Here is a 25,992-nt window from a genome sequence, read left to right on the forward strand (position 1 = left end):
GGTTAGCTGGCGGCCTTCACCGGCTCGGCGCCGTGTTTCATCGCCCAGTTGGCCGTCGCCTTGATCCCGCCCAGCGGGAAGAAGTGGATCTGCGCCGGCGCATGGGTACCGGTCACCCGGGCCTCGGCGAAGTCGGTCATGACCTCGGTCGGCTCGTAGGGCAGCATCAGCTTGGTCACGTCCATGGCGCGCTTCTGCAGCACCTTCAGGGACGGGCCGACGCCGCAGGCGATGGCGAACTTGATCAGCGTCTGCAGCTTCGCCGGGCCGGCGATGCCCACGTGCACCGGCAGGTCAACATTGGCGTCGCGCAGGCTGGCGATCCAGTCCAGCACCGGCTGCGCCTCGAAGGCGAACTGGGTGACGACCGCCATCTCGGCGTCGGTGCGCTCGGAGAAGCTCTGTTTCCACTGCATCGCGTCATCGACCAGCTTGGTGGAGCCGTCAGGGTCGATGTCCTTGTTGCCCTCGGGGTGGCCCGCGACGTGCAGGCGCTTGAACCCGTGCTGGTCGAACAGGCCGGTTTCCAGCAGCTGCATGGAGGAATGGTAGTCGCCGTGCGGCTCTGCCACGCCCCCGGCCAGCATCAGCGCCTGATCGACACCCGCTTCGCCCTGGTAGCGCTTGATCCAGTCTTCCAGCGTCGCCTTGTCCTTGATGATGCGCGCGGGGAAGTGCGGCATCACAGGGAAGCCTTCGTCCGCGAGGCGCTTGGCGGTGGCCACCATCTCCTCGATGGGCGTGCCCTCGATGTGGGCGATGTATACGCGGGTGCCCTCGGGCAGCAGGGTGCGGAAATCCTCGATCTTGGCTGCCGTGCGCGGCATCACCTCGATGGAATAGCCCTGCACAAGCTCGTGCAGCCCGGCTCCGGTGGCGGAGCCCCCTTTGTCGCGTCGTCCGATGAACGAGATCATATCCTGCAGTCTCCTCCGTAATCCCTGTGTCAATGTATACATGATATGACGATTCCCACAAGAGCTACGCGCATAAACGCAAGTTTTCGGCGGATGACAGAGCATCCGTCGCGCTGTGATGTATTCATGACGCAGGTCAGACGCGGGGCCCGCAGGCCCCGCATCGTCATTGCATCATGGTATCAGGTAGGATCAGAACGATCTGAGGGAAGGCCACCAGCAGGATCAGCGTCGCCAGCATCGCGAACCAGAAGGGCGTGACGCCCGCGAAGATCCGCGCCAGCGGCACGTCGCGCGCCACCGATTTGACGATGAAGACGTTGACCCCCACGGGCGGCGAGATCAGCCCCATTTCCAGCGTCAGTACCACCAGCACGCCGAACCAGATCGGGTCCAGACCCAGCTGCATGATCACCGGGAAGTAGATCGGCATGGTCAGCACCAGCATGGCGAACCCTTCCAGGAAGCAGCCCAGCACCAGGTAGGTCAGCAGGATCAGCGCCAGGATGGCGATCGGCCCCACGTCCAGCCCAGCCAGGAAGTCACCGACCAGCGCCGGGATGTGGGTCAGAGCCAGGAAGGGGTTGATCATATGGGCGGCGATCAGGATCAGCATCACCGTGGCGGTGGTCACCACGCTGTCCTTCGCCGCTTCCCAGAAGCGGCGGAAAGTCAGCTTGCCCTGAAGCGAAGCGATCAGGATCACCAGCCCTGCGCCCACGGCCGAAGCCTCGGTCGGGGAGAAGATGCCGGTGTAGATGCCGCCGATGGTCAGGATGACGACCAGCAGCACGGGCAGTGCGCCGATCAGTTTCTGCGCCTTCTCGCCCATGGTGGTCTTGGGACCCTTGGGGCCGAAGTGCGGCCAGATCCAGCACATGATCGAGATCGCGGCGATGAACATCGCCAGCATCAGCAGCCCCGGCAGGACGCCCGCCAGGAACAGGCGGCCGATGCTCTGCTGGGTCAGAATGGCATAGATGACGAAGCCGGTGGAGGGCGGGATCAGGATCCCCAGCGTACCGCCCGCGGCGACCACGCCGGTGGACAGCCGGTTGTCGTAGTTGAAGCGGTCCATCTGCGCCATGGACACCTTGCCCATTGTAAGCGCCGAGGCCACGGACGAGCCCGACAGCGCGGCGAAGCCCGCACAGCCCAGCACCGTGGCCGAGGCCAGGCCGCCGCGCAGCCGTCCGATAATCGCATAGGCGGCGTCATAAAGGCTCGCGCTCATCCCGGTGACGGAGGCGACGTTGCCCATCAGGATGAACAGCGGCACCACCACCAGTTCGGCGGAAGAGGCGAGGGTAAAGCTTTCGGAGGCCATCAGCGACATGGCCGAGTTGAGGTCGCGCAGCACCCAGATGCCGACGAAGCCCACGGCGAACATCGACAGGGCGACGGGAAAGCGCAGGACAAGAAGCGCCAGCAGCACCAGCATGCCGACGAGGCCGATCATTTCTCCGCTCATTCACGGATCTCCTTCTCGGCCCGGGCATCCCAGCCCGTCAGCGTCAGTTCCACCGCGCGCAGGATCATGCCCAGGGCGGTAATCAGGGCCATCACCGAAAGGGCCCACTGGAAATACCATTTCGGCAGCGCCACGATGTTGGTGGCCAGCCCCAGCATCTGGGAGAGTTTCGAGCTGTCGTAGACGGTATAGGCGATGCCGACGAAGATCGCGGCGCCCAGAATGGCGGCGAGAACGTCCAGCACATGGTTGAAACGCGGCGGGAAGCTGCGTTCGAAGATGTCGACGGAGACGTGCCCGCCCAGCTTGTCGCACAGGGCCATGCCACCGAAGACGATGATGACCATGCCCATCTGGGTGTAATCCTGCGCCCCGGTCAGCGGCGAGACGAAGGTCCGTCCGATCACGTCGACCAGCACCACGCCGGTCACGAAGACCAGACCCAGGGTGCCGATGAATGCGGACAGGCCGATAAGCCCGTCCGCGATCTTTCTGAGAGTTCCGAGCATTGCCGGTCCTTACTCGTATGCGGCCTGCATGGCCTCCAGCGCGGCCTGGCCGCCGATCTCGTCAACCGTCGCCTGCGTCACCGGCGAGGTCAGCTCGCCAAAGGCGGCGGCTTCTTCGTCGGACAGGGTGATGACGGTCTTGGAGCTGTCGGCCTCAAGGCTCGCGATGGTTTCATCGGCCACGCGGTTCCAGGCTTCCTCGGCGCTCTGCGACAGGCTCTCACCGGAATGGGCGTCGATGGCGGCCTTCATCTCGTCCGACAGGCCATCGTAGCGGCCCTGGTTCATGACGACGTAGAAGGTCAGACGGCCGAGCGGCGCGCCCACGGTGTAGCTGTTGGCCACTTCCGACAGCTTGAAGTCGGTGACGGCGGAGGCGCCGGTGACAACACCGTCGATCAGGCCGGTCTGCAGCGCGTTGTAGATCTCACCGGCGGGCATCTGCACCGGGGTGGCGCCCAGGGCTTCGATCATCGAGGCGGAGGTGGACCCCGCGACGCGCATCTTCAGGCCTTCCAGATCGGCCGGGGTGCGAACGTCGACGTCCTTCATGATGAAGATGTTGGGTTCGGAGGTCCAGACAGCCAGCGGCTTGGTCGCCGGGAACTCGGACTTGATCTCATCCATGGCGGCCCAGATGCCCGGATAGCCCGGCTCACCGTCCGGGATCACGCCCGGCATTTCCGCGATCATGGTCTTCTGGAACTGCGACGAGGTGTAGCCCGGCAGGCCCCACACGATGTCGGCCACGCCCTGCACGACGCGGACGTATTGTTCCAGGGGGCCCTTGCCCAGCTCACCGCCCGGATAGGCGCGCACGGTCAGCTCGCCGTCGGTGTCGGCGGAAACGCCGTCGTTCAGCGGTTCGATGACAGAGCCGGTCAGGGTGTGGGTGGGGGCTGCGAAGTGGGCGAAGGACAGTTCCTCAGCCTGGGCGGCAGCGGCGCCGAAGGTCAGGGCGCTGGCGAAGGCCAGGCCAGTTGCAAGACGGTTCATGAAAATCCTCCCGGGTTTTGCGAACGCCGGCACGGGCTCCTCCCCATGCCGGTATTCCGTGATGCATACAGACGATACGCGACAAATCCGAGACTTCGACCGGAAATCGCGCGGCTGGCATCATTTTCTCGCGACCCCCGAGGGGGATTACAACCCCCCGGGGATACACGAAAACGTCTTAGCCCTTGGTGCGCCAGCTGTCCGCGTAGTTTTCGCGCGCTTCCTTGGCGTAGGGAGTGTCCGAGACGCGCACACGGATGTCCGCCTGGCGGTGCTTCTCGGTCGAGGTCTTCTGCGTGTCGTCCGGCTCGCCCCATTTCAGGGTCAGCACGTCACCGACCTGCACGTCCTGGGACACGACGCCCAGCGACAGGCAACGGCGCTCGTTGAAGGAGTAGCCGTTGAACATCGACATGCCGACCATCTTGTCGCCCTGCATGACCATGTCGGTCGAGGAGGAGGCGTAGTTGGGCTGCGGGAAGTCGATCCACTTGCAGGGCACGCCTTCCTCGAAGTTGGAGGCGATGACCTTCATCACGTCTTCGGGGTTCCACTCGAAGGTGACCTTCTTGCGGTTCGAGGGGGAGTCCTTGAGCTTGGTCAGGGCCTCCTTGCCGATGAAGTCGTCCTTCTTCCAGCCGATGTAGAAGCCGTAACCCAGCTCGAACGGGTTGGTGTAGTAGTCTTCGATGTTGTCGGTGACGTAGGAGCCACCCACCGAACCCACGGCTTCATAGGCGTCGGCGCCCAGCCAGTCGCGGTACTCGGCCATCATGCCGTCGCCGGTGTAGATGCCGGGCAGCGGCGAGGGGATCCAGCCGGATTCCACGGTGTTGGTGGAATAGGCGCGCGAACCCACGCGGCGCAGGTCGACACCGACCTTCTTCGCGGCTTCCAGGATGGTCGACAGGATGTAGTCGCGATCCTTGTAGGGGCCCCAGATTTCCAGACCCGGTGCACCGGCCATGCCGTGACGCAGCGCCTGCACCTTCTTGGAGCCGATGTTGATCCAGTCGACGTTGAAGAACTTGATGTCCGGAACCGGGCCGCCGTTGATCTCGTCGAAGATCTTGTTGGCGTCGGGGCCCTGGATCTGGAAACGGTAGTGGGTGCGCAGCACGCGCTCGCCATCGGGGCGCGAATCGGAGCGGGGATCGTGGAACAGGCGCACGTTCCACTTGCCGATGGCGGCCTGGAACTTGGTCCAGTTGGCGGTCGGCTGACGGCCCACCAGGACGAATTTGTCGTCACGCTCGCGGAAGATGATCATGTCGCCGATGACGTGGCCGGCGGGGGTAACGGGGACGAAGTGCTTCGCCTTGTTCAGGTCGAAGTTCTTGAAGCCGTTGATACCGACATAGGCCAGGAAGGCTTCGGCGTCGGGGCCTTCGACGATCAGCTCGTCCATGTGGTGCGTCTGGTCGAACAGGACGGCGGTGTCGCGCCAGGCCTGCTGTTCGCTGCGCCAGTTGGAGTATTCGGGCGCGACCACCGGGTACACATAGATGCCGCTTTGCGAGTTGCGCAGCAGTTCGACGGGGTTACCCGCGGCAGCGATGACCGAGGAAAGACTTTGGATTGCCATGTGGAGGCTCCTCCCATTCACATGTTGATGTATACATGAGATCGCGAGTCGCGCTGCAAAAAGCAAGAGAAAATTTCCGCGCCGCCCGGGGAAATTTTGACCGGGAGGCGAGAAATTGCCTGCTTTTACTGGCTATATGGGCGGTTACTTTTCTGCGGGCGCAACAAGCTCCAACCCCGGCACGGTGGTGACCATGCTATGTTCGCTGGAGAAAATGTATTCAAGGTTGCGCCGTGCGGCCAGGGCATGTTCCCGCGCCAGGGCCTCCGCCCGGGCGCCTTCGCGCGCCGCGATGGCGGCCACCAGCTCGCGGTGCTGCTCCTGCCCGACGGCCAGTGACCGGCGGAAGGCCGACAGGCGCCCCTCGTTCGGCAGGAAGGCCGAGGGCGAGGCGAAGGGCAGGGATTTCACCCGCGCCAGCTCCCGCTCGAAGGTGGCGGAGCCGGGCAGCGCCGCCAGGGCGTCATGAAACTGGCTGTTCAGCTCGGAATAGGCCTCGAAATCCACCTCGCCGGGGTCATCGCCGAAAACCTCGTCCAGCTTGCGCACGATCTCGGTGATCTCGCGCAGCTTCGCCTCCGACACGCCGCGCTCGGCCGCCAACCGCGCCGCGGTGCCCTCCAGCACGCCCCGCAATTCCAGCGTGTCGAGCACGTCGGCATAGGCGAAGCTGCGCACCATGAAACCGCCCGAGGGCGCACGCTCCAGCAGGCCCTCCTCGGCCAGGCGCGACATCGCTTCGCGCACAGGGGTGCGGGAGATTTGCAGATCCTCTGCCAGGGCCACCTCGAACAGGCGGGTGCCGCCCGGCAACTCGCCCTTTGTGATCCGCTTGCGCAATTCCACCAGCGCGCGCATCGCGTGAGTTTTCGAGGTCGCTTCCCGTGCCATTCATGTCTCCTGATCCATCCGCAAAATTTGTATACATGACTGCGCCACATCGCAAACCAATTGACAGCTGGCCTCGGGCACACAGGGGCCTTCCCCGCGGCAATGTATACATTGGAGGGGATTTACCCTTGTTGAATCGTCAAAACACGGCTATCCAACGATGAAATGTATGCGACGTGGAGGAGGAGGACCGCCATGGCGACATTGCTGCTGATCCCCGGACTGTTATCCGATGCACGCGTCTGGCGCGCCGTGGCCGAGGCCTCGCCGATGCCCGTGGCCGATGCCGATGTCTCGCAGGAGACCAGCATCCCCGCCATGGCCGCGCGCCTGCTGCGCGATCACCCCGGCCCGCTGGTCCTCGCCGGTCACTCCATGGGTGGCCGCGTCGCGATGGAGATGGCCCACCAGGCCCCCGACCGCATCCGCGGCATGATCCTGGCCAACACCGGCCACGGCAGCCTGAAGGCGGGCGAAGAACCCAAACGCATGGCGAAGGTCGCCCTGGGCCATGAGGACATGGACCGGCTGGCCGCCGAATGGATCCCGCCGATGCTGGACCCGGCCCGCGTCGGTGACGCGGCCCTGGTCACGGACCTGACCGAGATGGTGCTGAAAATGGGCGCAGAGGTGCATGAGCGCCAGATCCGCGCCCTGCTGGCCCGCCCCGACGTGAAGACCTACCTTGCCGACATCCCCTGTCCCGTGCTTCTGATCACGGGCGCCCAGGACGGATGGTCCCCGGCAAAGCAACATCGCGAGATCGCTGCCCTTCTGCCGCGCGCAGAGGTACAGGTGATAGACGGCGCAGGCCACTTCCTGCCCGTCGAACGGCCCGAGGAGACGGTGACCGCAATCACCGCCTGGCTGAAAACCCACGAGGAGGAGTTCTGATGTCCGACGCACAGATCCCCGAGACACCGCTGTTCGACCGCAAGGGGTCGATCGACGGCTATCGGATCAACAAGATGGCCATGGCGCTTGGCGACCCGGCCAACCGCGAAGCCTTCAAGGCGGACGAGGAAGCCTTCCTCGACCGGTACAAGCTGACCCCCGAGCAGAAGGACGCGGTCATGTCCCGCGACTGGAACCGGATGGTGGCCATGGGCGGCAACCTGTTCTTCATCCTGAAGATCGCCGCGGTCGACCCGACCCCGATCACCGCCATCGGCGCGGCCCAGGCGGGCCTCGACCACGCGGACTTCCTGAAACAGCGACTGGGGAAAGAATAATGGCCAAGATCATCGGCGGCGTGGGCACCAGCCACGTACCCTCCATCGGCGCGGCGCTCGACAAGGGCATCTCCGACAACCCCGACTGGAAACCCTTCTTCGACGGCTACATTCCCGGCAAGGAATGGATGGCAGAGAAGAAGCCCGACATCGCGGTCGTCATCTTCAACGACCACGGCAACACCTTCTTCCTCGACCGCGTGCCCACCTTCGCCGTGGGCGTGGCCGACCATTACGACCCGGTGGACGAAGGCTACGGCCGCCGCTCCATCCCTTCCTTCGAGGGCGCCACGGATCTCAGCTGGCATTTCGTCGACAAGCTGGTGGAGAACCACTTCGACCCGCTGGTCTGCCGCGAGATCGAGGTCGACCACGGCCTGCAGGTCCCGATGGAGCTGTTCTTCGGCCGCCCCGAAAACTGGCCGGTGAAGGTGCTGCCGATCTGGGTCAACACCATCCAGTACCCGATCCCCACCCCGCAACGCTGCTGGGAAATGGGCAAGGTCCTGCGCGAGGCGATCGAGAGCTTCCCGGGCGATGAGCGCGTGGTCATCATGGGCACCGGCGGCCTGTCGCACCAACTGCAGGGCAGCCGCGCCGGTTTCATCAACCGCGAGGCCGACGAGGACTGGCTGAACAACATCGCCAACAACTACGAGAAGTTCCGCAACATGTCCCGCGAGGACTATGTCGAGCAGTTCGGCTCGGAAGGGGCGGAGTTGATCATGTGGTTGGTGATGCGCGCGGCCATGGACGACAAGGTCGACCTGAAGATGAAGCATTACCACGCCCCCGCCTCGATGACCGGCGCCGGCATGGTCGTGCTGGAGAATCTCTGATGGCCTTCTTCCTGATGCGCTGTCTGCACCACCCGGGCCAGGACGCGGCCCGGGATGAACACCGCCCCGCGCACCGCGCCTGGGTCGGATCGGGCGGAAACGGCCTGGCCTCCGTGCTGATCGGCTCTGCCCTGCAGGATGACAGCGGGGCCGGCATCGGCAACTTCGGCATCATCGAGGCAGCGTCGCCGGCCGACGCGCGCGCCTTCGCCGAAGGGGATCCGTTCAACGCCGCGGGCATCGTGGCCGAGATCGACCTGACGCCCCTGCCCGACACCTTCCAGGCCCATCGGATTACCGATCCGATGTCGCCCCGCCTCGCCGATGGCTGACGGGACGATGCCGGTCGGGTCCGAGGTTGCAGTGCGCACGAAGGTCTTCGTCCGCGACTTGCGCGTCGAGGCCCTGATCGGCGTGCTGGGTCACGAACAGGGGCAACGCCAGCCCCTGTTCCTCGACGTCGAGATGGACGTGCTGACCCCCGATGCCGATGACCTGGACCAGGCGCTGGATTATCGTCTGGTGGGCGAACTGGCCGAGGACATCGCAGCCACCCAGATCGGCCTGGTCGAGGTCTTCGCCGAGCACCTGGCGCGCCGCTTGCTGGACCGCGCCCCGGTGCAATCGGCCCGCGTGCATCTGCGCAAACCCCAGGCGCTGACCAATGGGCTGGCCGGAACCGAGGTCACCCTGGCCCGCACTTCGGCCTGATCCGCCGGGCCAGATGGTCCGCCTTCCAGGGTGGGTTCCGCCGATTTCCAACGCGTTAGCGGCACGGCACGCTCAGTATTCAGAGAGTCAATTCCAGTTCAGCCGCGCCCGCTTGGGTGCGGCTGAACTGCTATGCCAGCCATGTCACAAGGATTTCACCGTTTTCCTGTGACCTGAAGTCTTGCGCGGTCGCTCAAAATATTAGACACATGCGCCCAAACCCGAATACGGTCGCCGCGGCGGCCAACAGGCGCAATTGTGCAGGCGCATATGGAAAGGACAGGGCCATGAGCTATCCGGACACGCTTCTTCTGATCGACGGCGAATGGGTGCCGGCGGCTTCTGGCAAGACGCTCGGCGTTGTGAACCCCGCCACCGGCGAGGAAATCGGGCGCTGCGCCCATGCCAGCACCGAGGACCTGGACCGCGCGCTGGCCGCCGTCGACCGCACCTTCCCCGAATGGAAGCGCACCGCGGCCTTCGAACGGTCGAAGATCATGCGCCGCGCCGCCAACCTGCTGCGGGATCGCGTCGACACGGTGGCGCAGATCATGACCGCCGAACAGGGCAAACCCCTGGCCGAGGCCAAGGTGGAGATCCTGGGCGCCTGCGACACCATCGACTGGTTCGCCGAAGAGGCGCGGCGCGCCTATGGCCAGGTGATCCCGGCGCGCAAGCCCGGCGTCACCCAGCTGACCATCAAGGAGGCCGTCGGCCCCGTCGCCGCCTTCACGCCCTGGAACTTCCCGATCAACCAGGTGGTGCGCAAGGTCTCTGCCGCGCTTGCCACCGGCTGCACCATCATCGTGAAGGCGCCCGAGGAAACCCCGGCCTCCCCCGCCGAGCTGATCCGCGCCTTCGTCGACGCAGGCGTGCCCGCCGGCGTGCTGAATCTGGTCTACGGCGATCCGGCGGAGATCTCCGGCTACCTGATCCCCCATCCGGTCATCAAGAAGGTCTCCTTCACCGGTTCCACCCCGGTGGGCAAGATGCTGATGGGAATCGCCGGACAGCACATGAAACGCGCCACGATGGAGCTGGGCGGCCATGCGCCGGTGCTGATCTTCGACGATGCCGATGTCGAGGCCGCGATCGAGGGCATGCTGGGCGCGAAACAGCGCAACGCGGGCCAGGTCTGTGTCTCTCCCACCCGCTTCCTGGTGCAGGAAGGGGTGGCCGACGCCTTCACCGACGGCTTCACCGAGGCCTATGCTGCGCTGAAGGTCGGTGACGGCATGGCCGAGGGCACCCAGATGGGGCCGCTGGCCAATGACCGCCGCATCCCCGCGATCACCGCGATGATCGACGATGCCGTCGCCAAGGGAGCAAAGGTGAAGACCGGCGGCCACCGCATCGGCAACGCCGGCAACTTCTTCGAGCCGACGGTGATCACCGACGTGCCCACCGATGCGCTGATGATGAACGACGAACCCTTCGGGCCGCTGGCCATCGTCAACCGCTACAAGACCGAGGATGAGATCTTCGCCGAGGCGAACCGCCTGCCCTTCGGCCTGGCCTCCTACGCCTGGACCAGCTCGTCGCGCCGCGCGCAGCGCCTGCAGGACGAGGTCCGCGCCGGGATGCTGACGATCAACCACCTCGGACTGTCGATGCCGGAGGTCCCCTTCGGCGGCATCGGTGACAGCGGCATGGGCACCGAGGGCGGCTCGGAAGCCATCGAAAGCTACCTGGAAACCCGGTTCGTCACCCGGCTGGGCTAAGACAGAACGCGGCGCGCGGGCCCCAATTCCCGCGCGCCGCGCGCCGTGCCGTCAGCACTGCACCGTCAGTGGGCCTGCGGCAGCTCGATATTCAGCATCTTGCGCAGCAGGTATTTCAGCTGCTCCGCCTCATCCGCGCTGAGGTTCATCGAGGCGCGCTTCTCCAGGCGCAGCATGTCCTCATCGGCGCTTTCCAGAAGCAGGAACCCCTTGCGGGTCAGCGACACGCAGATCGACCGCGCGTCGGTCAGCGAGGCTTCACGCTGCACCAGCCCCTTGCGCTCCATCCGGCGCAGGGTGTCGCTGACGGTATTGACGTCCAGCGCCACGGCCTCCCCGATCGTCTTCTGCGACGAATTCGGCCGTTGCCCGATCGCCACCAGCAGCGCCAGTTGGCGCGACGTGATGTCGTATTCAGCGAAGACGCCCGGAAACAGCGACTCGCACCGGAAGTGTGCCCGCCGCAAGAGATGCACCATCACATCCAGAAGCACATGCTTCCGCGCGACGCTGGACACCTCTACCTCGGTGTTCGGCCCGGTATTCACTTTCTCAAACATACTCATACACTTTGTCCCCAGAAAATTTCGCCGTCACGCGTCCCGACGGCGGCGCACACAACAGTTTTGTTCACATGACCAATTACACAATGACGTAAATCAATTTGCAATTGAGATATTAACTAAAACTAATACGACTTTTGTCGTACCGACACGGATAGTTCTTTGAGGAAAGCGTCCTGGGCGGCTGTCGGAAGCCAGTCCTGCCGGGTTGTCAGCCCGATGGGCCGGCGCGTTCCGGGCAGGTCCAGTGGCAGGGGCACCATCAGCCCGAGGTCGATCTCGGCAGCCGCCTGAAGCCGCGAGATGAAGCCGAGATGGTCGGAGGCGCGCAGCATCTCCCGCATCAGGATCATGGAGCCGGTCTCCACGATGCTCTCGGGTGGGCGATGTCCCTGGAACAACCCGTCGAAGATCCGACGCGAGGGCGTACCCTGCCGGGCCAGGACCCAGGGCTGCGCGGCCAGGTCCTCCAGCGTCAGATCCCGGCGATCCCGCAAGGGGTGGTCGGGGCCAACCACCGCGATCAGGTCATCCTCGAACATCTCCTGCTGAACCACGTCCCCGATGGGCAGGGGATCACGCAGAGCGCCGATGAGAAAGTCGATTTCCCCCCGCCGCAACCCGGCCAGAAGATCGGCATAGGGACCTTCGTCGACCCGGATCAGCGTGTCGGGCCGGGCCGCGCGAAACGCGGCGATGGCCCTTGGCAACAAGGAACTGCGCGCCAGCGGCATCGCCCCGACGACGATCCGCCCCGCCGCGCGACCGGCAAGTTCGGCCAGCTCCATCTCGCCCTGCTCCAGCTCGGCGAAAGCCAGGCGCGCCGCATCCGCCAGCTGCCGCGCCGGGCGGCTTGCCCGGATGCCCTGGGCGGTTCGGTCGAACAGCGGTCGCCGCGCCTCGGATTCCAGGTAGGCCACGGCCCGGTGCACCGTCGGCTGCGACAGCCCCAGGCGCCGGGCGGCCAGGGTGAAGTTCTCGGTCTCGCGCAGGGCGATCAGCGCCTCCAGCTGGGCAAAGCTGGCCGCCCCCGCCAGCCGCGGCGAGATCGGCGCCGCGGCCCGATCAATGCGGCGCAGGGCACGGGCGACCCGCGCCGCCAGCAGCTCCCCCGCTGGGGTGGGAAAAAGGCCCTGCGACATATGCCGGAAAAGCGGCTGCGCCAGGTCGCGTTCCAGCTTGGCGACCGCCTGGGTCGCAGCCGGTTGCGACAGGTTGCATTCCTGCGCCGCACGGGAAACGGAACAATGCCGCGTGATCGCCAAAAACACCCTCAGGTGGCGCAGGTTCCATTTCATGCCATGCCTCCGGCACCGCCTTTTGCAAAAAGGTACATTCGAGATTGCATAATTAATGAGTCCATTATTTCATTTGCAGGCATTCATTCCAATCCACGCTCGGCACACAAATGCTATAGCATGAACTTATCAGGCGCCACGCTCTTCAAATTTGGGTTTTCCGCGCTGATCGGTGAAGGTTCGCGCGACCCGCAGCCGGCGCCGTCCCGGCACAGCGGCCTGTACGAAGGAGACCCCCATGTCCGACAAACCCACCGCCCTCATCATCTCCGCCCATGCCGCCGACTTCGTCTGGCGCTGCGGCGGCGCGATCGCCCTGCATGCGGAAAAGGGCTATGATGTCACCGTCGCCTGCCTCAGCTTCGGGGAGCGCGGCGAGAGCGCGCGCCTGTGGAAAGAGGGCAAGAGCCTGGACGAGGTGAAGGCGATCCGCCGCGGCGAGGCCGAGGCCGCCGCCGACGCCCTGGGCGCCGCGCATCTGGAATGCTTCGACTTGGGCGACTACCCGCTGCAGCTGGAGAAGGAAGACAAGTTTAAGCTGGTCGACCTGATCCGCAAGGTGCAGCCGCGCTTCATGATGAGCCACAGCCAATACGACCCCTACAACACCGACCACATGTACATGACCCAGATTGCCCTGGAGTGCCGCATGATCGCCCAGGCCTGGGGCCACAACCCTGGCGAGACCGTGCTGGGCGCGCCGCAGCTCTACCTGTTCGAGCCGCACCAGACCGAACAGATGGGATGGAAGCCCGACACCTTCCTCGACATCACGCCGGTCTGGGACAAGAAGCGCGCGGCGATGGAATGCATGAACGGCCAGGTGCACCTGTGGGACTACTACACCCGCGTCGCCCAGCAACGCGCCAACCACTTCAAGCGCAATTCGGGCGGCATGTCCGGCGGGCGCGACTGCAAGTACGCGGAAGGGTTCCAGTCGATCTTCCCGCGCACCGTCGACGAACTTTGACGCGGTTCGAGGGAGGAAACCATGTCCGACGTTCCAACGATGCCGCATCCCGACCTGGCCCACCTGGGCCATGTCGAGGTGCTGACCGACAAGTATGACGAAAGCCTCGACTTCTTCACCCGGGTTTTCGGGCTGAAACTGTCCGCCGAGGATGAGACCAGCGCCTATCTGCGCGCCTGGGAGGATTACGAGTTCTGCTCGCTGAAGCTGACGCGGGCCGATACCACGGGCATTGGCCACATCGGCTATCGCGTCGCCTCGCCCGAGGCGCTGGAGCGGCGGGTGGCGGCCATCGAGGCCAGCGATTACGTCAAACACGGCTGGGTCGAAGGCGACCAGAGCCACGGGCGCGCCTACCGCTTCGAGGATCCCTTCGGCCATGTGTTTGAACTCTATTGGGACACGGTGAAATACCAGGCCCCGCCCGAGGATGCCTCGGCGCTGAAGAACCTCGCCTCGCGCTACCACGCCCAAGGCATCAGCCCGCGCCGCATCGACCACGTCAACCTGCTGGGTGAGGACGTGCGGGCCTTCAAGGACTGGGTGGATACCTGCCTCGGCTCCCGCGTGACCGAGTATATCCAGCTGGACAACGGGCGCATGGGGGGCTGCTGGTTTTCGTGCAACAACAAGACCTATGACCTGGTCTGCTCCGAGGAACGCGGCGGCGGCAATGGCCGCCTGCACCACGTCACCTTCGCCACCGACACCCGCGAGGACATCCTGCGCGCCGCCGACATCTACCTGGAGAACGGCGTGCATATCGAGACGGGGCCGCACAAGCATGCGATCCAGGGGTCCTTCTTCCTCTATGCCTGGGAGCCTGCGGGCAACCGCATCGAGCTGGCCAATGCCGGCGCGCGGCTGATCCTGGATCCGGGCTGGGAGCCCGTCGTCTGGACCGAGGCCGACCGCAAGAAGGGCCAGGCCTGGGGCCTGAAGACCATCGAGACATTCCACACCCACGGCACCCCGCCCGTGGACAAGAAGGAGGGCTGAGGCATGGCAAATGTCGTCGTCCAGAACATCGAACGGGCCGATCAGGCCATCATTGACGAACTGGCCGCCGCCGGTGTCGCCACCGTGCACGAGGCCGCCGGGCGCACCGGCTGCCTGGCCGCCTACATGCGCCCGATCCAGCAGGGAGCGAAGATCGCCGGCTCCGCCGTCACGATCTCGGCCGCGCCGGGCGACAACTGGATGATCCACGTGGCGATCGAACAGCTGCAGGCCGGGGACGTGATGGTGCTGGCCCCCACCTCGCCCTGCGACAACGGCTATTTCGGCGACCTGCTGGCGACCTCGGCCCAGGCGCGGGGCTGTCGCGGGCTGATCATCGACGCGGGCGTGCGCGACACCGCCGACCTGCGGGAGATGAATTTCCCCGTCTGGTCCAAGGCCGTGTCCTGCCAGGGCACCGTGAAGGAAACGCTCGGCTCGGTGAACGTCGACATCGTCTGTGCCGGCCAGGCCATTCGCGCGGGCGACATCATGGTGGCCGATGACGACGGTGTCTGCGTGGTGCGCCGCGAAGACGCCGAGACCGTGCTGGCCGCGACCCGCAAGCGTCTGGACGCCGAAGAAGCCAAGCGCGTGCGCCTGGCCGCCGGAGAGCTGGGCCTCGACATCTACGACATGCGGCCGCGGCTGGAAGCCAAGGGGCTGAAGTACGTCTGAAGGGCAGCGACCATCGGACTTGACCGATGGCGCAAGTTGCAAGGCTGGGGGCGTTCCGCCCCCAGACCCCCCGAGAGTATTTTCAGCCCAAGTATGGGAGGGGCGCCATGCCCGAGTATCAGGACGGAATTCCCTGCCTCTGGATGCGGGGTGGGACCTCCAAGGGGGCCTATTTCCTGGCCGCCGATCTGCCAGACGACGTGGCGGCGCGGGATGCGCTTCTGCTTGGCATCATGGGCTCGCCGGATCCGCGGCAGATCGACGGGATCGGGGGGGCGGATCCGCTGACCTCGAAGGTTGCGGTGCTGGGCCCGCCGACGCGCGAGGATGCTGACGTGGATTACCTCTTCCTGCAGGTCTTCGTCGACGAGGCCATCGTCACCGACGCCCAGGGCTGCGGCAATATCCTGGCTGGTGTCGGCCCTGCCGCGATTGAACGCGGGTTGGTGCCCGTGGCGGGTGACGTGACCCCGGTGCACATCCACATGCGCAACACCGGCGAAGTGGCCGTGGCGAAGGTCCAGACCCCGGGCGGGCGGGTGACCTACACGGGCGACGCCTCCATCGACGGCGTCCCCGGCACCCATGCGCCGGTGCCGCTGATGTTCACCGGCACCGCCGGGTCGATGACCGGCAGCGGCGTCATGCTGCCCACCGGAAACGGCGCGGACGAGATCGAGGGCGTGGCCTGCACGCTGATCGACAACGGCATGCCCTGTGTCGTCATAGCCGCCAGCGACCTGGGCATCACCGGCACCGAAACGCGCGAGGAGCTGGAGGCGAACAGCGCCCTGAAAGAACGACTGGAGGCGATCCGCCTGAAGGCCGGACCCATGATGAACCTTGGCGACGTGGCGGAGAAATCGGTGCCGAAGATGACACTGGTCTCGGCCCCGCTGGCAGGCGGGGCGATCAGCACCCGCAGCTTCATCCCGCATCGCTGCCATGCCTCGATCGGGGTCTTCGCCGCAGTCACCGTGGCCTCCGCCTGCCTGGTGGAGGGCAGCCCCGCCGCCGCCCTGGCGCAACTGCCCGAGGACGGCCGGTTCCGGATCGAGCATCCCTCCGGCGCCGCCGAGGTGCTGATCGAGACCGACGCGGGCGGGCAGATCACCGGCGCGGGAACCCTGCGCACGGCGCGCAAGCTGTTCGACGGGCGGGTCTTTTCCTGAACCTGGCCGAAGGCCGACCCTTATCCGAAGGGGTGTTCGATCTCGGGCGGGAAAATCACCGTGCCATCCTCGTCGTGGAAGAGGTAGCCATAGGGGTCGACCCGGGCGCCGCCGAGGTGCAGCCGCACGTCCACCTGCCCGTCGCCGCGCGACATGCAGTGGCGGGGAATATGCCCCAGGGCCAGCACCCCGATGTCCAACTCGCGGATCTCAGTCACGTCCTTCACCGCGCCCCAGATCACCAGCCCGGCCCAGCCGTTTTCGGCGAAGCGCCGGGTCAGACGCCCGCCCAGAAGGGCCGCGTGCAGCGACCCCGCACCATCGACGACCAGCACCCGTCCGTCGCCCTCGCTGCGCGACAATTCCCGCAGCTTCGTATTGTCCTCGAAACACTTCAGCGTTTCGATCGGGCCCTGAAATCCGGTCCTTGCCCCGTAGGAGGTCAGGCCGTAGGGCAGGATCTCAATCGCATTGCCGTAATCTTCATGCAGGTCGCACGTCGTCTTCATCTGCACCAATTCCATAGGGAGAGCTGGGCCGCATGGAACGCCTCATAGAACTGATTTTCAATGGATTGCCGGTGGAATCCGGGCTTCTCATGGCGGGTATGAGCCTTGCGTCTAGCTTCATCACCGCCTCCATGGGGATCGGCGGCGGGGTTCTTCTGCTGGCAGTGATGGCCAGCCTGTTTCCCCCGCTGGCGCTGATCCCGGTGCACGGGGTGATACAGCTGGGGTCCAACTTCTTCCGTGCCGTGCTGATGCGGACCCATGTGCAATGGCGGGTGGTGGCGGCCTTCGCCGCGGGCTCCGTCCTGGGGGTGGCGATCGGCGGATCAGTGGCGGTGCGGCTGGAACCGGCAGTGGTGCAGATCGGCATCGGCGCCTTCGTCCTGTGGTCCGTCTTCCGCAAGCCGCCCGCCTGGCTGGCGAAGGCCGGCGGGCTGACCGGGCTGGCGTCGTCGTTTCTGACGATGTTCTTCGGTGCCACCGGCCCCTTCGTCGCCAACTACGTGAAATCGCTCACCCTGCCGCGACAGGCCCACGTGGGCACCCACGCGGTACTTATGACGATCCAGCACAGCCTGAAAAGCCTGACCTTCGGTTTTCTCGGCTTCGCCTTCGGGCCCTGGGCCGGGTTCATCCTGCTGATGATCGCCATGGGGTTCCTCGGCACGGTGCTGGGCAAACGGGTGCTGATGCGCCTGGACGATAGACAGTTCCGCCGGGCGCTGAACCTGGCGTTGGTGCTGATCTCGGCCCGGCTGATCTGGCTGGGCGCCAGCACCCTGCTGGCGGGTTAACGCGCCAGCCCGTCGATCTCCTCCAGCAGGGAGACATCGGCCGCGATGCCCGTCCTCGACAGCTCCGACCGGATCTGCTGACGGCGGCGACCGGGCAGGCGCGCGCCGTCCATCTCCTCGATCTCGCGGGCCATGTCGGCAAAGCGCGTGGTGGCATGAGGGCCGAAGACGGTGGCGTCGATGGCCAGGATGACCTGGCCCACCCCCATCGGGTCCCCTTCCACATCGAAGAAGGAATTGGCCTCATGGGCGTAAAGCGCGCCGGTCAGGCCTGCGGCCAGCATCTCCACCATGATCGCCAGCGCCGTGCCCTTGGCCTCGCCCATGGGCAGCATGGTGCCCTTCATCGCGGCATGGGCGTCGGTGGTGGGATTGCCATCGGCATCCAGCGCCCAGCCCTCGGGGATGTCCTCCCCCGTCTGGGTCGCGGCCATGATCTTGCCCTTGGCGACCTTCGACAGGGAAATGTCGATGACCACCGGATCGCCGCCCGCGACAGGGGCGGCAAAGGCGATGGGATCGGTGCCGAACAGCGGCTTGCGCCCGCCCCAGGGGGCCATTGCGGCGGGGGCATTGGCCATGAAGATCGCCAGGAAGCCTTGCTGGGCCAGCCGCTCCACCGGCAGGCCGGCGACGCCGCAATGATGCGAATTGTGCAGCCCGGCCAGGGCGATGCCGTTCTCGCGCGCCATCTCGGGCAGCTGCTCCAGCGCCATGTCGAGGGCGGGATAGGCAAACCCGTCATGGGCATCGACCAGCAGGGCGCCGGGGCGCGTGCGCTGGCTGGTCGGCTGCACCCGGCCCTTCACCTTCCCCGTCAGGACATGGCGCGCATAGGTCGGCAGGCGGCGCAGCCCATGGCCGTATTGCCCCGTCAGCTCCGCCCCTACCAGGGCCTCGGCCACCGGCACCGCATTGGCGGGATCCGTGCCGCAGCGGGTCAGGGTGTCGACGACGAGGGCATGGGCCTCGGCGGGGGTCAGGGTGCGGCTGGTCATGGGAGAGGTCCGATCTGGAAACGTGGCGCCAATGGATCGCCTCGGCGCGGGACAGTCAAGCCGATGCCCTCTGCCGCTTTGGCGCCCGGACCGGGCGATGCCTCCGGCGGGGAGAATTTTGGCACAGAGAAACGCATCGGGCTGACCCTCGAAAGCCCCCGGGGCGCCGCCGAGGTTTTGCTGTGCCCCACCCCTCTCTATGTGTTGGCCAGTAGTATCCCGAGAGGAGTCGCGCCCCGCGTGACGGGCCTTACGCGGGCCCGAGCAGCTTCTCCGCGATCAGGTCCCCGATCGGCAGGGCCGAGGTCGCCGCCGGGCTGGGGGCATTGCAGACATGCAGCATCCGGGGCGTATCGAGGAAAACGAAATCCTGGCTCATGCTGCCGTCCTTCAGGATCGCCTGGGCGCGGATGCCGCAGGGTTCCGGGGTCAGGTCAGACAGCTCCAGCGCCGGGCAGTAGCGGCGGCAGGTATCCAGGTAGCGGCGGCGGAAGACCGAATTACCGATCTCGGTCAGGCCCGGGCCGACATATTGCAGGATGGACTTCCAGAAGCCCGGGAAACTCAGCATCTGGGCCGCATCGCGGGGGCTCACCGACCACTTGGGATAGCCCTCGCGCGCGAAACCCAGCATGGCGTTCGGCCCCACGGTGACATAACCGTCGATCATCGGCGTCAGGTGGGTGCCCAGGAAGGGCAGCCCGGGTTCCGGCACCGGGTAGATCATCGCGTGCACCACGTCGTTGAGGCGCGGCGCCAGGCGATAGTATTCGCCGCGGAAGGGCACGATCTGCAGCCCCGGGTCGATCCCCGCCATGCGCGCCACCCGGTCCGACTGCAACCCGGCACAGGCCACCAGGCGACGGGCGGTGATGACCTCGCCGCCGGTGTCGACGGTCACCTGATCGCCCGCCTCGGTGATCGCGCGCGGCGCGGTCTCGAACCGGATCTCGGCGCCCTGGGCCTCGATCTCCGCCAGGATCACCTGCATGACCTTCGTGTAATCCACGATGGCCGCCTCGGGCACGTGGATGGCCTTCAGACCGGTCACATTGGGTTCACGCGCGGCGATCTCGGCCCCGTCGATCAGCTCCGCCCGGATGCCGTTTTCGCCGGCCCGGTCGTACAGCGCGTCGAGGCGGGGGATCTCCTCCTGCCGCGTGGCGACGATCAGCTTGCCGCGATCCTCGTACGGCACCCCATGCTGCTGGCACAGTTCCTTGGTGCGCGCCGCCCCCTCGCGGCAGAGCCGCGCCTTGAAGGAGCCCGGCGCGTAGTAGATGCCGGAATGAATCACGCCGGAATTGCGCCCGGTCTGGTGGCGACCCAGCTCCGGCTCCTTTTCCAGCACCACCAGCGAGGCGCCGGGGGTCCGGGCCAGCAGCGCCCGCGCCGTCGCCAGCCCGACGATGCCGCCGCCGATGATGCAATAGTCGAAGATCATGTGCTGCCCCTCCACGGTCCACGCCCTCCGGGGGCGGTTCGGCCCGATGATGGCATCTGACCCGCCGAAGCGCCAGAGCACCCGGCTTATGCGCCGGACGCATCATGCCATGACCAGAACTCGTTTCATCTCGGGGGCTTCGGCCGCTAGGTAGGGGGCAGGCATGACGAGAGGGAATGACATGACATCGGGAACGGGTGACGCGCCCCTGAAGGGGCTGAAGGTCGTGGAACTGGCGCGGATCCTCGCCGGGCCCTGGATCGGCCAGACCCTGGCCGACCTGGGCGCCGAGGTCATCAAGGTGGAGGCGCCCGAGGGCGACGATACCCGTCGCTGGGGCCCGCCCTTCATCACCCGCCCCGATGGCCGCGGCGGCGAGGAAACCGTGGCCGCCTATTTCCACGCCGCCAACCGGGGCAAGACCTCGATCACCTGCGATTTCGGCGACCCGGCGCAGCTGGAGAAACTGAAGGCGCTGATCGCCGAGGCGGACGTGGTGCTGGAGAACTTCAAGGTCGGCGGGCTGGCCAAGTTCGGGCTGGATTACGACAGCCTGAAGGATGCCAACCCGGGGCTGGTCTATGCCTCCGTCACCGGCTTCGGGCAGGACGGGCCGCGCGCCAAGCAGCCGGGCTATGATTTCCTGATCCAGGGCATGTGCGGGATCATGGACCTGACCGGCGACCCGGCGGGCGAGCCGCAGAAGATCGGCGTGGCCTGGATCGACATCTTCACCGGGCTTTACGGTGTGATCGGCGTGCAGGCGGCGCTGGCCGAACGGGCGCGCTCGGGCAAGGGGCAGCACGTCGACCTCAGCCTGCTGGACGCGGGCGTGGGCGTTCTGGCCAATCAGGCGATGAACTTCCTGCTGGGCGGCCAGGTGCCGCACCGGCTGGGTAATGCGCATCCGTCGATCGTGCCCTACCAGGTGTTTCCGGCCGCCGACGGCCATTTCATCGTCGCCTGTGGCAACGACCGGCAGTTCCGCGCGCTTTGCGGCATCCTCGGGCTGGAGCTGGCGGATGATCCCGACTTCGCCACCAACGCCGCCCGCGTCGGCAACCGCGACCGGCTGGCCGAGCTGATTTCCGACAAGACCCGCCTGCGCCCCAAGGCCGAGCTGATCGCGGCGATGGAGGCCGGCGGCGTGCCCGGCGGGCCGATCAACACGGTGGAGGAGGCCCTGGCAGACCGCCAGATCGTTGCCCGCGGCATGCAAATCGCCCCCGAGGGCCTGGCCGGACTGCGCACGCCGGTACAATTCTCCCGCTCCGACCTGGCGGTGGACAAGGCCGCGCCGGCGCTTGGCGACGGAGAATGGCGATTCTCTTCCTGATTTGTATACATTAATACCCTGACGGCGGGCCGCTCTGGCGCGCACCGAACGGCGGCCAGAAGCCCCGACTGGGCCCATGGTGGAGAAAATTCACTATAGGAACGGGATTTCCGCCACCACCGGCGGCTTTCCCAACAAAACGCGTGACCTCCCCCCGCGATGCAATGTATACACCGCATCAGAGGAGATCACCGACGCCCCCGGGCGCGGTGGAATGGAGGAAGCATGTCGATCCAGAGGCGACAGACCGCGGTGCAGGGCACCTGCGGCCCGGCGACACACGCCCTGACGGCCCCGCGCCCCGGCGCAGGCGGCCCGTCCGCTTTCGGAACGCCGCGTTCCCGAAAGGAAACCAACCGCCCCATTTCGCCGCCTTTTTGCACGGAAGTGTCGCGCCCGGCCCTGCGCGCGGCTGTTTTCCCGGCAGAAGTTCCGGTACGGCGAGGACCGACCCAAACCGCCCGCCCGACGCGCCGCGGAACCCAAGGAGCCCGAACGGATGTCTGCGAAAATCATTGATGGCAAGGCCTTCGCCGCCGATGTGCGTGCCCGCGTGGCCGAGCAAGTCGCCACGCTGAAAGCCGATCACGGTATCACCCCCGGTCTGGCCGTCGTGCTGGTCGGCGAAGACCCCGCGTCTCAGGTCTATGTCCGCAACAAGGGCAAGCAGACCATCGAGGCCGGCATGAACTCCTACGAGCACAAGCTGGAGGATACCACGCCCGAGGCCGATCTGCTGGCCCTGGTCGAGAAACTGAACGCCGATCCCGCGGTGCATGGCATCCTGGTGCAGCTGCCGCTGCCGGACCACATCGACGAGGCCAAGGTGCTGGCCACCATCGACCCCGCCAAGGACGTCGACGGCTTCCACATCTCCAACGTCGGCCTGCTGGCGACGGGCCAGAAGGCGCTGGTGCCCTGCACGCCGCTTGGCTGCCTGATGATGCTGCGCGACCACCACGGCAGCCTGTCGGGGCTGAACGCCGTGGTCGTGGGCCGCTCGAACATCGTGGGCAAGCCGATGGCGCAACTGCTGCTGCGTGACAGCTGCACCGTGACCATCGCCCACTCGCGCACCAAGGATCTGGCCGAGGTCTGCCGCCGCGCCGACATCCTGGTCGCCGCCGTGGGCCGCCCGCAGATGCTGAGCGCAGAGCACGTGAAGCCCGGCGCCACCGTGATCGACGTGGGCATCAACCGCATTCCCGCCCCGGAAAAGGGCGAGGGCAAGACGCGCCTGGTGGGTGACGTGGATTTCGACAGCGCGGCCGAGGTGGCAGGCGCGATCACCCCCGTGCCCGGCGGCGTCGGCCCGATGACCATCGCCTGCCTGCTGGCCAATACCCTGACCGCCTGCTGCCGCGCAGCCGGCCTGCCTGAACCCGAGGGCCTGACCGCCTGACCTTTTGACCCCAAGGACCATACCATGAGCGAATATACCCTCACCGTGACCTGCCAGACGCAGCGCGGCATCGTCGCCCAGATCTCGGGCTACCTGGCCGAGAAGGGCTGCAACATCACCGACCTGGCGCAGTTCGACGACACCGAGACCGGCATGTTCTTCAGCCGCGTCACCTTCGTCAGCGAGGAAGGCACGGGCATCGACGAGCTGCGCGAGGGCTTCGGTCCGATCGGGGCCGAGTTCGACATGACGTGGAAATTCCACGATCCGTCCGAGCGGATGAAGGTCATCATCATGGTGTCGCGTTTCGGGCACTGCCTGAACGACCTGCTGTACCGCGTGCGCATCGGCGCCCTGCCGATCGACATCGTGGCGGTGATCTCCAACCACATGGATTACCAGAAGGTCGTGGTGAACCAGGACATCCCCTTCCACTGCATCAAGGTGACGAAGGAGAACAAGCCGCAGGCCGAGGCCGCCATCATGGACGTGGTGCGCGAAACCGGGGCCGAGCTGATCGTGCTGGCGCGCTATATGCAGATCCTGTCGGATGAGATGTGCCAGAAGATGTCGGGGCGGATCATCAACATCCACCACTCGTTCCTGCCCAGCTTCAAGGGGGCCAACCCCTACAAGCAGGCCTATGAGCGTGGGGTGAAACTGATCGGCGCGACCTCTCACTACGTGACGGCCGATCTGGACGAGGGTCCGATCATCGAGCAGGACACGGTGCGCATCACCCATGCGCAGTCGCCGTCGGACTACGTGTCCCTGGGCCGCGACGTGGAAAGCCAGGTGCTGGCCCGTGCGATCCACGCGCATATCCACCACCGCGTCTTCCTGAACGGCAACAAGACCGTGGTCTTCCCGGCCTCTCCGGGCAGCTACGCCTCCGAGCGCATGGGCTGATCGCCTGCGGTGATCAAGACGGCGCCTTGGGCCCGAAAGCAGAGGGCGGGGAATTTCCCCGCCCTTTTCATTTACACGCATGTCGTCGCGTCGACATCCGAGAGGGACGCACTAGGCCAGAGGGCCGCGCCCGACCCTGGGTGGGCGCCTCGATTCCCTTCCGCTACGGATGCACCCCAAAGCCCCTTCGTCGGTGCCGCTTTCCACGACAATCGCCATGCGCCCTCCCGGGGGGAGGGTCGGGCGCGGCCCGGGCTTGCAGCCCGTGCCAGGGCCCCGCATCGCGTGCCCATCTTTTCACCGGCGCCCCGTCATGCTCTCTTGTCCCTCACCAACGGAGAGCCCAACGTGACCGACACCCCCGACGAACCGGCCAAGCTGCGCCAGAACCCCCATGCCCTGCGCGAAACCCGCGAGAAGAACCTGGAGGTCGCCATCGGCCGCCAGGTCCGCGAGCTGCGCAAGCGGCAGCGGATGACCGGCAGCGACCTGGCCCAGGCGGCGGGCGTCTCGGTCGGCATGCTGTCGAAGATCGAGAACGGGGTGATCTCTCCCTCCCTCTCGACCATCCAGACCCTGGCCCACGCCCTGCGCGTGCCGCTGGTGCAGCTTTTCTCCGGCTACGAGGAGGCCCGTGGCTGCGTCCATACCAAGGCGGGCGAGGGTGCCGAGGTCGACCGCGAAGGCACCCGCGCCGGGCATCAGTACAACCTGCTGGGCCATATCGGATCGAACAACTCGGGCGTTGTGGTCGAACCCTACCTCATCACGCTGAACAACGAGAGCGACCGCTTTCCCGTCTTTCAGCACGAAGGGATCGAGATGCTCTACATGCTGGACGGCCTGCTGGATTACCGCCACGGCGACACCATGTACCGGCTGGAGCCGGGCGATACGCTCCTGTTCGACTCGGATGCGCCGCATGGGCCGGAGGGGATGCTGGAATTCCCCATCCGCTACCTGTCGATCATCACCTACCCGCAGCAGCAGAAGTGATCCTGCCCGGATTCTAGGCACCGCGACGCGCGCCCTGCACGCGCGACCGCGACATTTTCCCCTAAGGGGATTTATTTTCTTTACAGGAAATAACCTCTCCTCCTAGGAAAGGCATGACGGGGCCTGGCCTGACGCCGGTGCCCCCATGCTGATGGAGTGAGAAGATGTGTGGCATCGTTGGCCTCTTCCTGAAGAAGGATGAGCTGCGCCCGCGCCTGGGCGACATGCTGACCGATATGCTGATCACCATGACCGACCGCGGCCCGGACAGCGCCGGGATCGCGATCTATGGGGATGCAGCCGACGGTCTGAAATTCACCGTGCAATCGGATGACCCCGCCGCCTTCGACGGGTTGGCCGAGGCGCTGGAAACCACCCTGGGCGTGACCATCCCGGTGACGCTGAAGGACACCCACGCCGTGCTGCTGGTGCCCGCCGAGAAAGAGGCCGCCGCCATCGAGGCGCTGGAGGCCCGGGGCCTGCGCATCATGGGCATCGGCGAGGCGATGGAGATCTTCAAGGAAGTCGGCCTGCCCAAGGACGTGGCCGCCCGCTTCGGCCTGCGCGAGATGGGCGGCAGCCACGGCATCGGCCACACCCGCATGGCGACCGAGTCCGCCGTGACCACGCTGGGCGCCCACCCCTTCTCCACCGCCGAGGACCAGTGCCTCGTGCACAACGGCAGCCTGTCGAACCACAACGACATGCGCCGCAAGCTGGCCAAGAAGGGCGTCTTCACCAAGACCGAGAACGACACCGAGGTGGGCGCGGCCTACATCAGTTCCCGCATCGCCGAGGGCGCGACCCTGGGCGAGGCGCTGGAAGGCACGCTGAAGGATCTCGACGGGTTCTTCACCTTCGTCACCGGCACCAAGACCGGTTTCGGTGTGGTGCGCGACCCCATCGCCTGCAAGCCCGCCGTCATGGCCGAGACCGACGACTACGTCGCCTTCGCCTCCGAATACCGCGCCTTCGCCGACCTGCCGGGCATCGACACCGCCCGCGTCTGGGAACCCGAACCCGCCACCGTCTACTTCTGGGAGCGTTGAGCC

The 25,992-nt window shown here is 66.1% G+C and carries 27 protein-coding genes; 16 read left to right on the forward strand and 11 right to left on the reverse strand.

Annotation, left to right across the window (positions count from 1 at the left end):
* Nucleotides 1-2 precede the first annotated feature (2 nt).
* The 6 genes from LC066_RS09395 to LC066_RS09420 form a co-directional block, all read right to left on the reverse strand.
* A complete protein-coding gene (locus tag LC066_RS09395; RefSeq protein ID WP_224898234.1) occupies nt 3-917 on the reverse strand; it encodes a methylenetetrahydrofolate reductase in 915 nt (304 codons plus the stop codon).
* Nucleotides 918-1,083: 166 nt separating this feature from the next.
* Nucleotides 1,084-2,388: a TRAP transporter large permease gene (locus LC066_RS09400; protein ID WP_222475483.1), complete on the reverse strand. Its 1,305-nt coding sequence runs from the start codon at nt 2,386-2,388 to the stop codon at nt 1,084-1,086.
* Entirely contained in the window at nt 2,385-2,897 is a 513-nt protein-coding gene (locus LC066_RS09405) for a TRAP transporter small permease (protein WP_222475485.1), read from the reverse strand. The genes LC066_RS09400 and LC066_RS09405 overlap by 4 nt, the downstream gene beginning before the upstream one ends.
* 9 nt (nt 2,898-2,906) lie before the next feature.
* Nucleotides 2,907-3,893 carry a TRAP transporter substrate-binding protein gene (locus LC066_RS09410; protein ID WP_222475487.1) on the reverse strand — a complete coding sequence of 329 codons (987 nt, stop codon included), beginning with the start codon at nt 3,891-3,893 and terminating at the stop codon, nt 2,907-2,909.
* A 178-nt stretch (nt 3,894-4,071) separates the two neighbouring features.
* On the reverse strand, nt 4,072-5,478 hold the full coding sequence (gene ligM / locus LC066_RS09415) for a vanillate/3-O-methylgallate O-demethylase (RefSeq protein WP_224898236.1): 1,407 nt from the start codon (nt 5,476-5,478) through the stop codon (nt 4,072-4,074).
* 144 nt (nt 5,479-5,622) lie between these two features.
* A complete protein-coding gene (locus LC066_RS09420) occupies nt 5,623-6,369 on the reverse strand; it encodes a GntR family transcriptional regulator (protein ID WP_224898238.1) in 747 nt (248 codons plus the stop codon).
* A gap of 195 nt (nt 6,370-6,564) precedes the next feature.
* Here LC066_RS09420 and LC066_RS09425 point away from each other — a divergent pair, with 195 nt between their 5' ends.
* The 6 genes from LC066_RS09425 to LC066_RS09450 all read left to right on the forward strand — a co-directional run bounded on the left by LC066_RS09425 (nt 6,565) and on the right by LC066_RS09450 (nt 10,872).
* The gene (locus LC066_RS09425; protein ID WP_224898240.1) at nt 6,565-7,263 is read left to right on the forward strand and encodes an alpha/beta fold hydrolase; all 699 of its coding nucleotides are present in this window, start codon (nt 6,565-6,567) and stop codon (nt 7,261-7,263) included.
* Nucleotides 7,263-7,601, forward strand: coding sequence for an extradiol ring-cleavage dioxygenase (locus LC066_RS09430; protein ID WP_085888867.1), 339 nt, complete (start codon nt 7,263-7,265; stop codon nt 7,599-7,601). Before LC066_RS09425 ends, LC066_RS09430 begins: the two co-directional genes overlap by 1 nt.
* Nucleotides 7,601-8,440, forward strand: a complete 840-nt coding sequence (locus LC066_RS09435) for a class III extradiol dioxygenase family protein (RefSeq protein ID WP_222475495.1) — start codon at nt 7,601-7,603, stop codon at nt 8,438-8,440. Before LC066_RS09430 ends, LC066_RS09435 begins: the two co-directional genes overlap by 1 nt.
* Nucleotides 8,440-8,772 (forward strand): YciI family protein, encoded by a 333-nt coding sequence (locus tag LC066_RS09440; RefSeq protein WP_222475496.1) that lies wholly within the window; start codon nt 8,440-8,442, stop codon nt 8,770-8,772. The genes LC066_RS09435 and LC066_RS09440 overlap by 1 nt, the downstream gene beginning before the upstream one ends.
* Nucleotides 8,765-9,151: a dihydroneopterin aldolase gene (locus LC066_RS09445; RefSeq protein WP_224898242.1), complete on the forward strand. Its 387-nt coding sequence runs from the start codon at nt 8,765-8,767 to the stop codon at nt 9,149-9,151. Before LC066_RS09440 ends, LC066_RS09445 begins: the two co-directional genes overlap by 8 nt.
* A gap of 287 nt (nt 9,152-9,438) precedes the next feature.
* The gene (locus tag LC066_RS09450; protein WP_222475500.1) at nt 9,439-10,872 is read left to right on the forward strand and encodes an NAD-dependent succinate-semialdehyde dehydrogenase; all 1,434 of its coding nucleotides are present in this window, start codon (nt 9,439-9,441) and stop codon (nt 10,870-10,872) included.
* A gap of 65 nt (nt 10,873-10,937) precedes the next feature.
* Here the strand turns inward: LC066_RS09450 and LC066_RS09455 are convergent, their stop codons facing one another.
* Together LC066_RS09455 and LC066_RS09460 are read right to left on the reverse strand one after the other, a co-directional pair.
* Nucleotides 10,938-11,432, reverse strand: coding sequence for a MarR family winged helix-turn-helix transcriptional regulator (locus tag LC066_RS09455; RefSeq protein WP_224898244.1), 495 nt, complete (start codon nt 11,430-11,432; stop codon nt 10,938-10,940).
* Between the two features lie 128 nt (nt 11,433-11,560).
* On the reverse strand, nt 11,561-12,733 hold the full coding sequence (locus tag LC066_RS09460; protein ID WP_224898246.1) for a LysR family transcriptional regulator: 1,173 nt from the start codon (nt 12,731-12,733) through the stop codon (nt 11,561-11,563).
* A 238-nt stretch (nt 12,734-12,971) separates the two neighbouring features.
* Here LC066_RS09460 and LC066_RS09465 point away from each other — a divergent pair, with 238 nt between their 5' ends.
* The 4 genes from LC066_RS09465 to LC066_RS09480 all read left to right on the forward strand — a co-directional run bounded on the left by LC066_RS09465 (nt 12,972) and on the right by LC066_RS09480 (nt 16,552).
* Nucleotides 12,972-13,703, forward strand: coding sequence for a PIG-L deacetylase family protein (locus tag LC066_RS09465; protein ID WP_222475505.1), 732 nt, complete (start codon nt 12,972-12,974; stop codon nt 13,701-13,703).
* Between the two features lie 21 nt (nt 13,704-13,724).
* Nucleotides 13,725-14,702 (forward strand): VOC family protein, encoded by a 978-nt coding sequence (locus LC066_RS09470; protein WP_224898248.1) that lies wholly within the window; start codon nt 13,725-13,727, stop codon nt 14,700-14,702.
* A 3-nt stretch (nt 14,703-14,705) separates the two neighbouring features.
* Entirely contained in the window at nt 14,706-15,380 is a 675-nt protein-coding gene (locus LC066_RS09475; RefSeq protein ID WP_224898250.1) for a 4-carboxy-4-hydroxy-2-oxoadipate aldolase/oxaloacetate decarboxylase, read from the forward strand.
* 107 nt (nt 15,381-15,487) lie between these two features.
* Entirely contained in the window at nt 15,488-16,552 is a 1,065-nt protein-coding gene (locus LC066_RS09480) for a 4-oxalomesaconate tautomerase (RefSeq protein WP_224898252.1), read from the forward strand.
* A 20-nt stretch (nt 16,553-16,572) separates the two neighbouring features.
* Here the strand turns inward: LC066_RS09480 and rraA are convergent, their stop codons facing one another.
* Complete coding sequence (gene rraA, locus LC066_RS09485; RefSeq protein WP_222475526.1) at nt 16,573-17,061, reverse strand: ribonuclease E activity regulator RraA; 489 nt, start codon at nt 17,059-17,061, stop codon at nt 16,573-16,575.
* A gap of 98 nt (nt 17,062-17,159) precedes the next feature.
* Between rraA and LC066_RS09490 the strand changes: the two genes are divergently transcribed.
* Nucleotides 17,160-17,855: a sulfite exporter TauE/SafE family protein gene (locus LC066_RS09490; protein WP_224898254.1), complete on the forward strand. Its 696-nt coding sequence runs from the start codon at nt 17,160-17,162 to the stop codon at nt 17,853-17,855.
* Here LC066_RS09490 and LC066_RS09495 read toward each other — a convergent pair.
* Together LC066_RS09495 and lhgO are read right to left on the reverse strand one after the other, a co-directional pair.
* On the reverse strand, nt 17,852-18,853 hold the full coding sequence (locus LC066_RS09495) for an Ldh family oxidoreductase (protein ID WP_224898256.1): 1,002 nt from the start codon (nt 18,851-18,853) through the stop codon (nt 17,852-17,854). The two genes, LC066_RS09490 and LC066_RS09495, sit on opposite strands and share 4 nt — an antisense overlap.
* Before the next feature lie 250 nt (nt 18,854-19,103).
* Nucleotides 19,104-20,297: an L-2-hydroxyglutarate oxidase gene (gene lhgO / locus LC066_RS09500; protein ID WP_224898258.1), complete on the reverse strand. Its 1,194-nt coding sequence runs from the start codon at nt 20,295-20,297 to the stop codon at nt 19,104-19,106.
* Nucleotides 20,298-20,478: 181 nt separating this feature from the next.
* Between lhgO and LC066_RS09505 the strand changes: the two genes are divergently transcribed.
* The 5 genes from LC066_RS09505 (at nt 20,479) to LC066_RS09525 (ending at nt 25,989) form a co-directional block, all read left to right on the forward strand.
* Nucleotides 20,479-21,633 carry a CaiB/BaiF CoA transferase family protein gene (locus LC066_RS09505; protein WP_224898260.1) on the forward strand — a complete coding sequence of 385 codons (1,155 nt, stop codon included), beginning with the start codon at nt 20,479-20,481 and terminating at the stop codon, nt 21,631-21,633.
* A 499-nt stretch (nt 21,634-22,132) separates the two neighbouring features.
* Nucleotides 22,133-23,035, forward strand: a complete 903-nt coding sequence (folD, locus tag LC066_RS09510; RefSeq protein ID WP_222475543.1) for a bifunctional methylenetetrahydrofolate dehydrogenase/methenyltetrahydrofolate cyclohydrolase FolD — start codon at nt 22,133-22,135, stop codon at nt 23,033-23,035.
* Nucleotides 23,036-23,059: 24 nt separating this feature from the next.
* Nucleotides 23,060-23,944, forward strand: coding sequence for a formyltetrahydrofolate deformylase (gene purU / locus LC066_RS09515; RefSeq protein WP_224898262.1), 885 nt, complete (start codon nt 23,060-23,062; stop codon nt 23,942-23,944).
* 348 nt (nt 23,945-24,292) lie between these two features.
* Nucleotides 24,293-24,940 (forward strand): helix-turn-helix domain-containing protein, encoded by a 648-nt coding sequence (locus LC066_RS09520; RefSeq protein ID WP_085888884.1) that lies wholly within the window; start codon nt 24,293-24,295, stop codon nt 24,938-24,940.
* Between the two features lie 164 nt (nt 24,941-25,104).
* Complete coding sequence (locus tag LC066_RS09525; RefSeq protein ID WP_224898264.1) at nt 25,105-25,989, forward strand: class II glutamine amidotransferase; 885 nt, start codon at nt 25,105-25,107, stop codon at nt 25,987-25,989.
* Nucleotides 25,990-25,992 lie beyond the last annotated feature (3 nt).

Origin of the sequence: Pseudooceanicola marinus, from assembly GCF_020177265.1 — a bacterium.
GTDB classification, from domain to species: domain Bacteria; phylum Pseudomonadota; class Alphaproteobacteria; order Rhodobacterales; family Rhodobacteraceae; genus Pseudooceanicola; species Pseudooceanicola marinus_A.

What these genes read in the sequence shown, in the direction of transcription:
- LC066_RS09420 (WP_224898238.1), bottom strand. Translation starts at nt 6,369, where the DNA reads ATGGCACGGGAAGCGACCTCGAAAACTCACGCGATGCGCGCGCTGGTG.
- LC066_RS09395 (WP_224898234.1), bottom strand. Translation starts at nt 917, where the DNA reads ATGATCTCGTTCATCGGACGACGCGACAAAGGGGGCTCCGCCACCGGA.
- LC066_RS09410 (WP_222475487.1), bottom strand. Translation starts at nt 3,893, where the DNA reads ATGAACCGTCTTGCAACTGGCCTGGCCTTCGCCAGCGCCCTGACCTTC.
- purU (WP_224898262.1), top strand. Translation starts at nt 23,060, where the DNA reads ATGAGCGAATATACCCTCACCGTGACCTGCCAGACGCAGCGCGGCATC.
- LC066_RS09490 (WP_224898254.1), top strand. Translation starts at nt 17,160, where the DNA reads ATGAGCCTTGCGTCTAGCTTCATCACCGCCTCCATGGGGATCGGCGGC.
- LC066_RS09400 (WP_222475483.1), bottom strand. Translation starts at nt 2,388, where the DNA reads ATGAGCGGAGAAATGATCGGCCTCGTCGGCATGCTGGTGCTGCTGGCG.
- LC066_RS09465 (WP_222475505.1), top strand. Translation starts at nt 12,972, where the DNA reads ATGTCCGACAAACCCACCGCCCTCATCATCTCCGCCCATGCCGCCGAC.
- LC066_RS09425 (WP_224898240.1), top strand. Translation starts at nt 6,565, where the DNA reads ATGGCGACATTGCTGCTGATCCCCGGACTGTTATCCGATGCACGCGTC.
- LC066_RS09460 (WP_224898246.1), bottom strand. Translation starts at nt 12,733, where the DNA reads ATGAAATGGAACCTGCGCCACCTGAGGGTGTTTTTGGCGATCACGCGG.
- LC066_RS09435 (WP_222475495.1), top strand. Translation starts at nt 7,601, where the DNA reads ATGGCCAAGATCATCGGCGGCGTGGGCACCAGCCACGTACCCTCCATC.
- LC066_RS09440 (WP_222475496.1), top strand. Translation starts at nt 8,440, where the DNA reads ATGGCCTTCTTCCTGATGCGCTGTCTGCACCACCCGGGCCAGGACGCG.
- lhgO (WP_224898258.1), bottom strand. Translation starts at nt 20,297, where the DNA reads ATGATCTTCGACTATTGCATCATCGGCGGCGGCATCGTCGGGCTGGCG.
- LC066_RS09455 (WP_224898244.1), bottom strand. Translation starts at nt 11,432, where the DNA reads ATGTTTGAGAAAGTGAATACCGGGCCGAACACCGAGGTAGAGGTGTCC.
- ligM (WP_224898236.1), bottom strand. Translation starts at nt 5,478, where the DNA reads ATGGCAATCCAAAGTCTTTCCTCGGTCATCGCTGCCGCGGGTAACCCC.
- LC066_RS09495 (WP_224898256.1), bottom strand. Translation starts at nt 18,853, where the DNA reads ATGACCAGCCGCACCCTGACCCCCGCCGAGGCCCATGCCCTCGTCGTC.
- LC066_RS09525 (WP_224898264.1), top strand. Translation starts at nt 25,105, where the DNA reads ATGTGTGGCATCGTTGGCCTCTTCCTGAAGAAGGATGAGCTGCGCCCG.
- LC066_RS09480 (WP_224898252.1), top strand. Translation starts at nt 15,488, where the DNA reads ATGCCCGAGTATCAGGACGGAATTCCCTGCCTCTGGATGCGGGGTGGG.
- LC066_RS09475 (WP_224898250.1), top strand. Translation starts at nt 14,706, where the DNA reads ATGGCAAATGTCGTCGTCCAGAACATCGAACGGGCCGATCAGGCCATC.
- LC066_RS09445 (WP_224898242.1), top strand. Translation starts at nt 8,765, where the DNA reads ATGGCTGACGGGACGATGCCGGTCGGGTCCGAGGTTGCAGTGCGCACG.
- LC066_RS09405 (WP_222475485.1), bottom strand. Translation starts at nt 2,897, where the DNA reads ATGCTCGGAACTCTCAGAAAGATCGCGGACGGGCTTATCGGCCTGTCC.
- rraA (WP_222475526.1), bottom strand. Translation starts at nt 17,061, where the DNA reads ATGAAGACGACGTGCGACCTGCATGAAGATTACGGCAATGCGATTGAG.
- LC066_RS09470 (WP_224898248.1), top strand. Translation starts at nt 13,725, where the DNA reads ATGTCCGACGTTCCAACGATGCCGCATCCCGACCTGGCCCACCTGGGC.
- LC066_RS09450 (WP_222475500.1), top strand. Translation starts at nt 9,439, where the DNA reads ATGAGCTATCCGGACACGCTTCTTCTGATCGACGGCGAATGGGTGCCG.
- folD (WP_222475543.1), top strand. Translation starts at nt 22,133, where the DNA reads ATGTCTGCGAAAATCATTGATGGCAAGGCCTTCGCCGCCGATGTGCGT.
- LC066_RS09430 (WP_085888867.1), top strand. Translation starts at nt 7,263, where the DNA reads ATGTCCGACGCACAGATCCCCGAGACACCGCTGTTCGACCGCAAGGGG.
- LC066_RS09505 (WP_224898260.1), top strand. Translation starts at nt 20,479, where the DNA reads ATGACATCGGGAACGGGTGACGCGCCCCTGAAGGGGCTGAAGGTCGTG.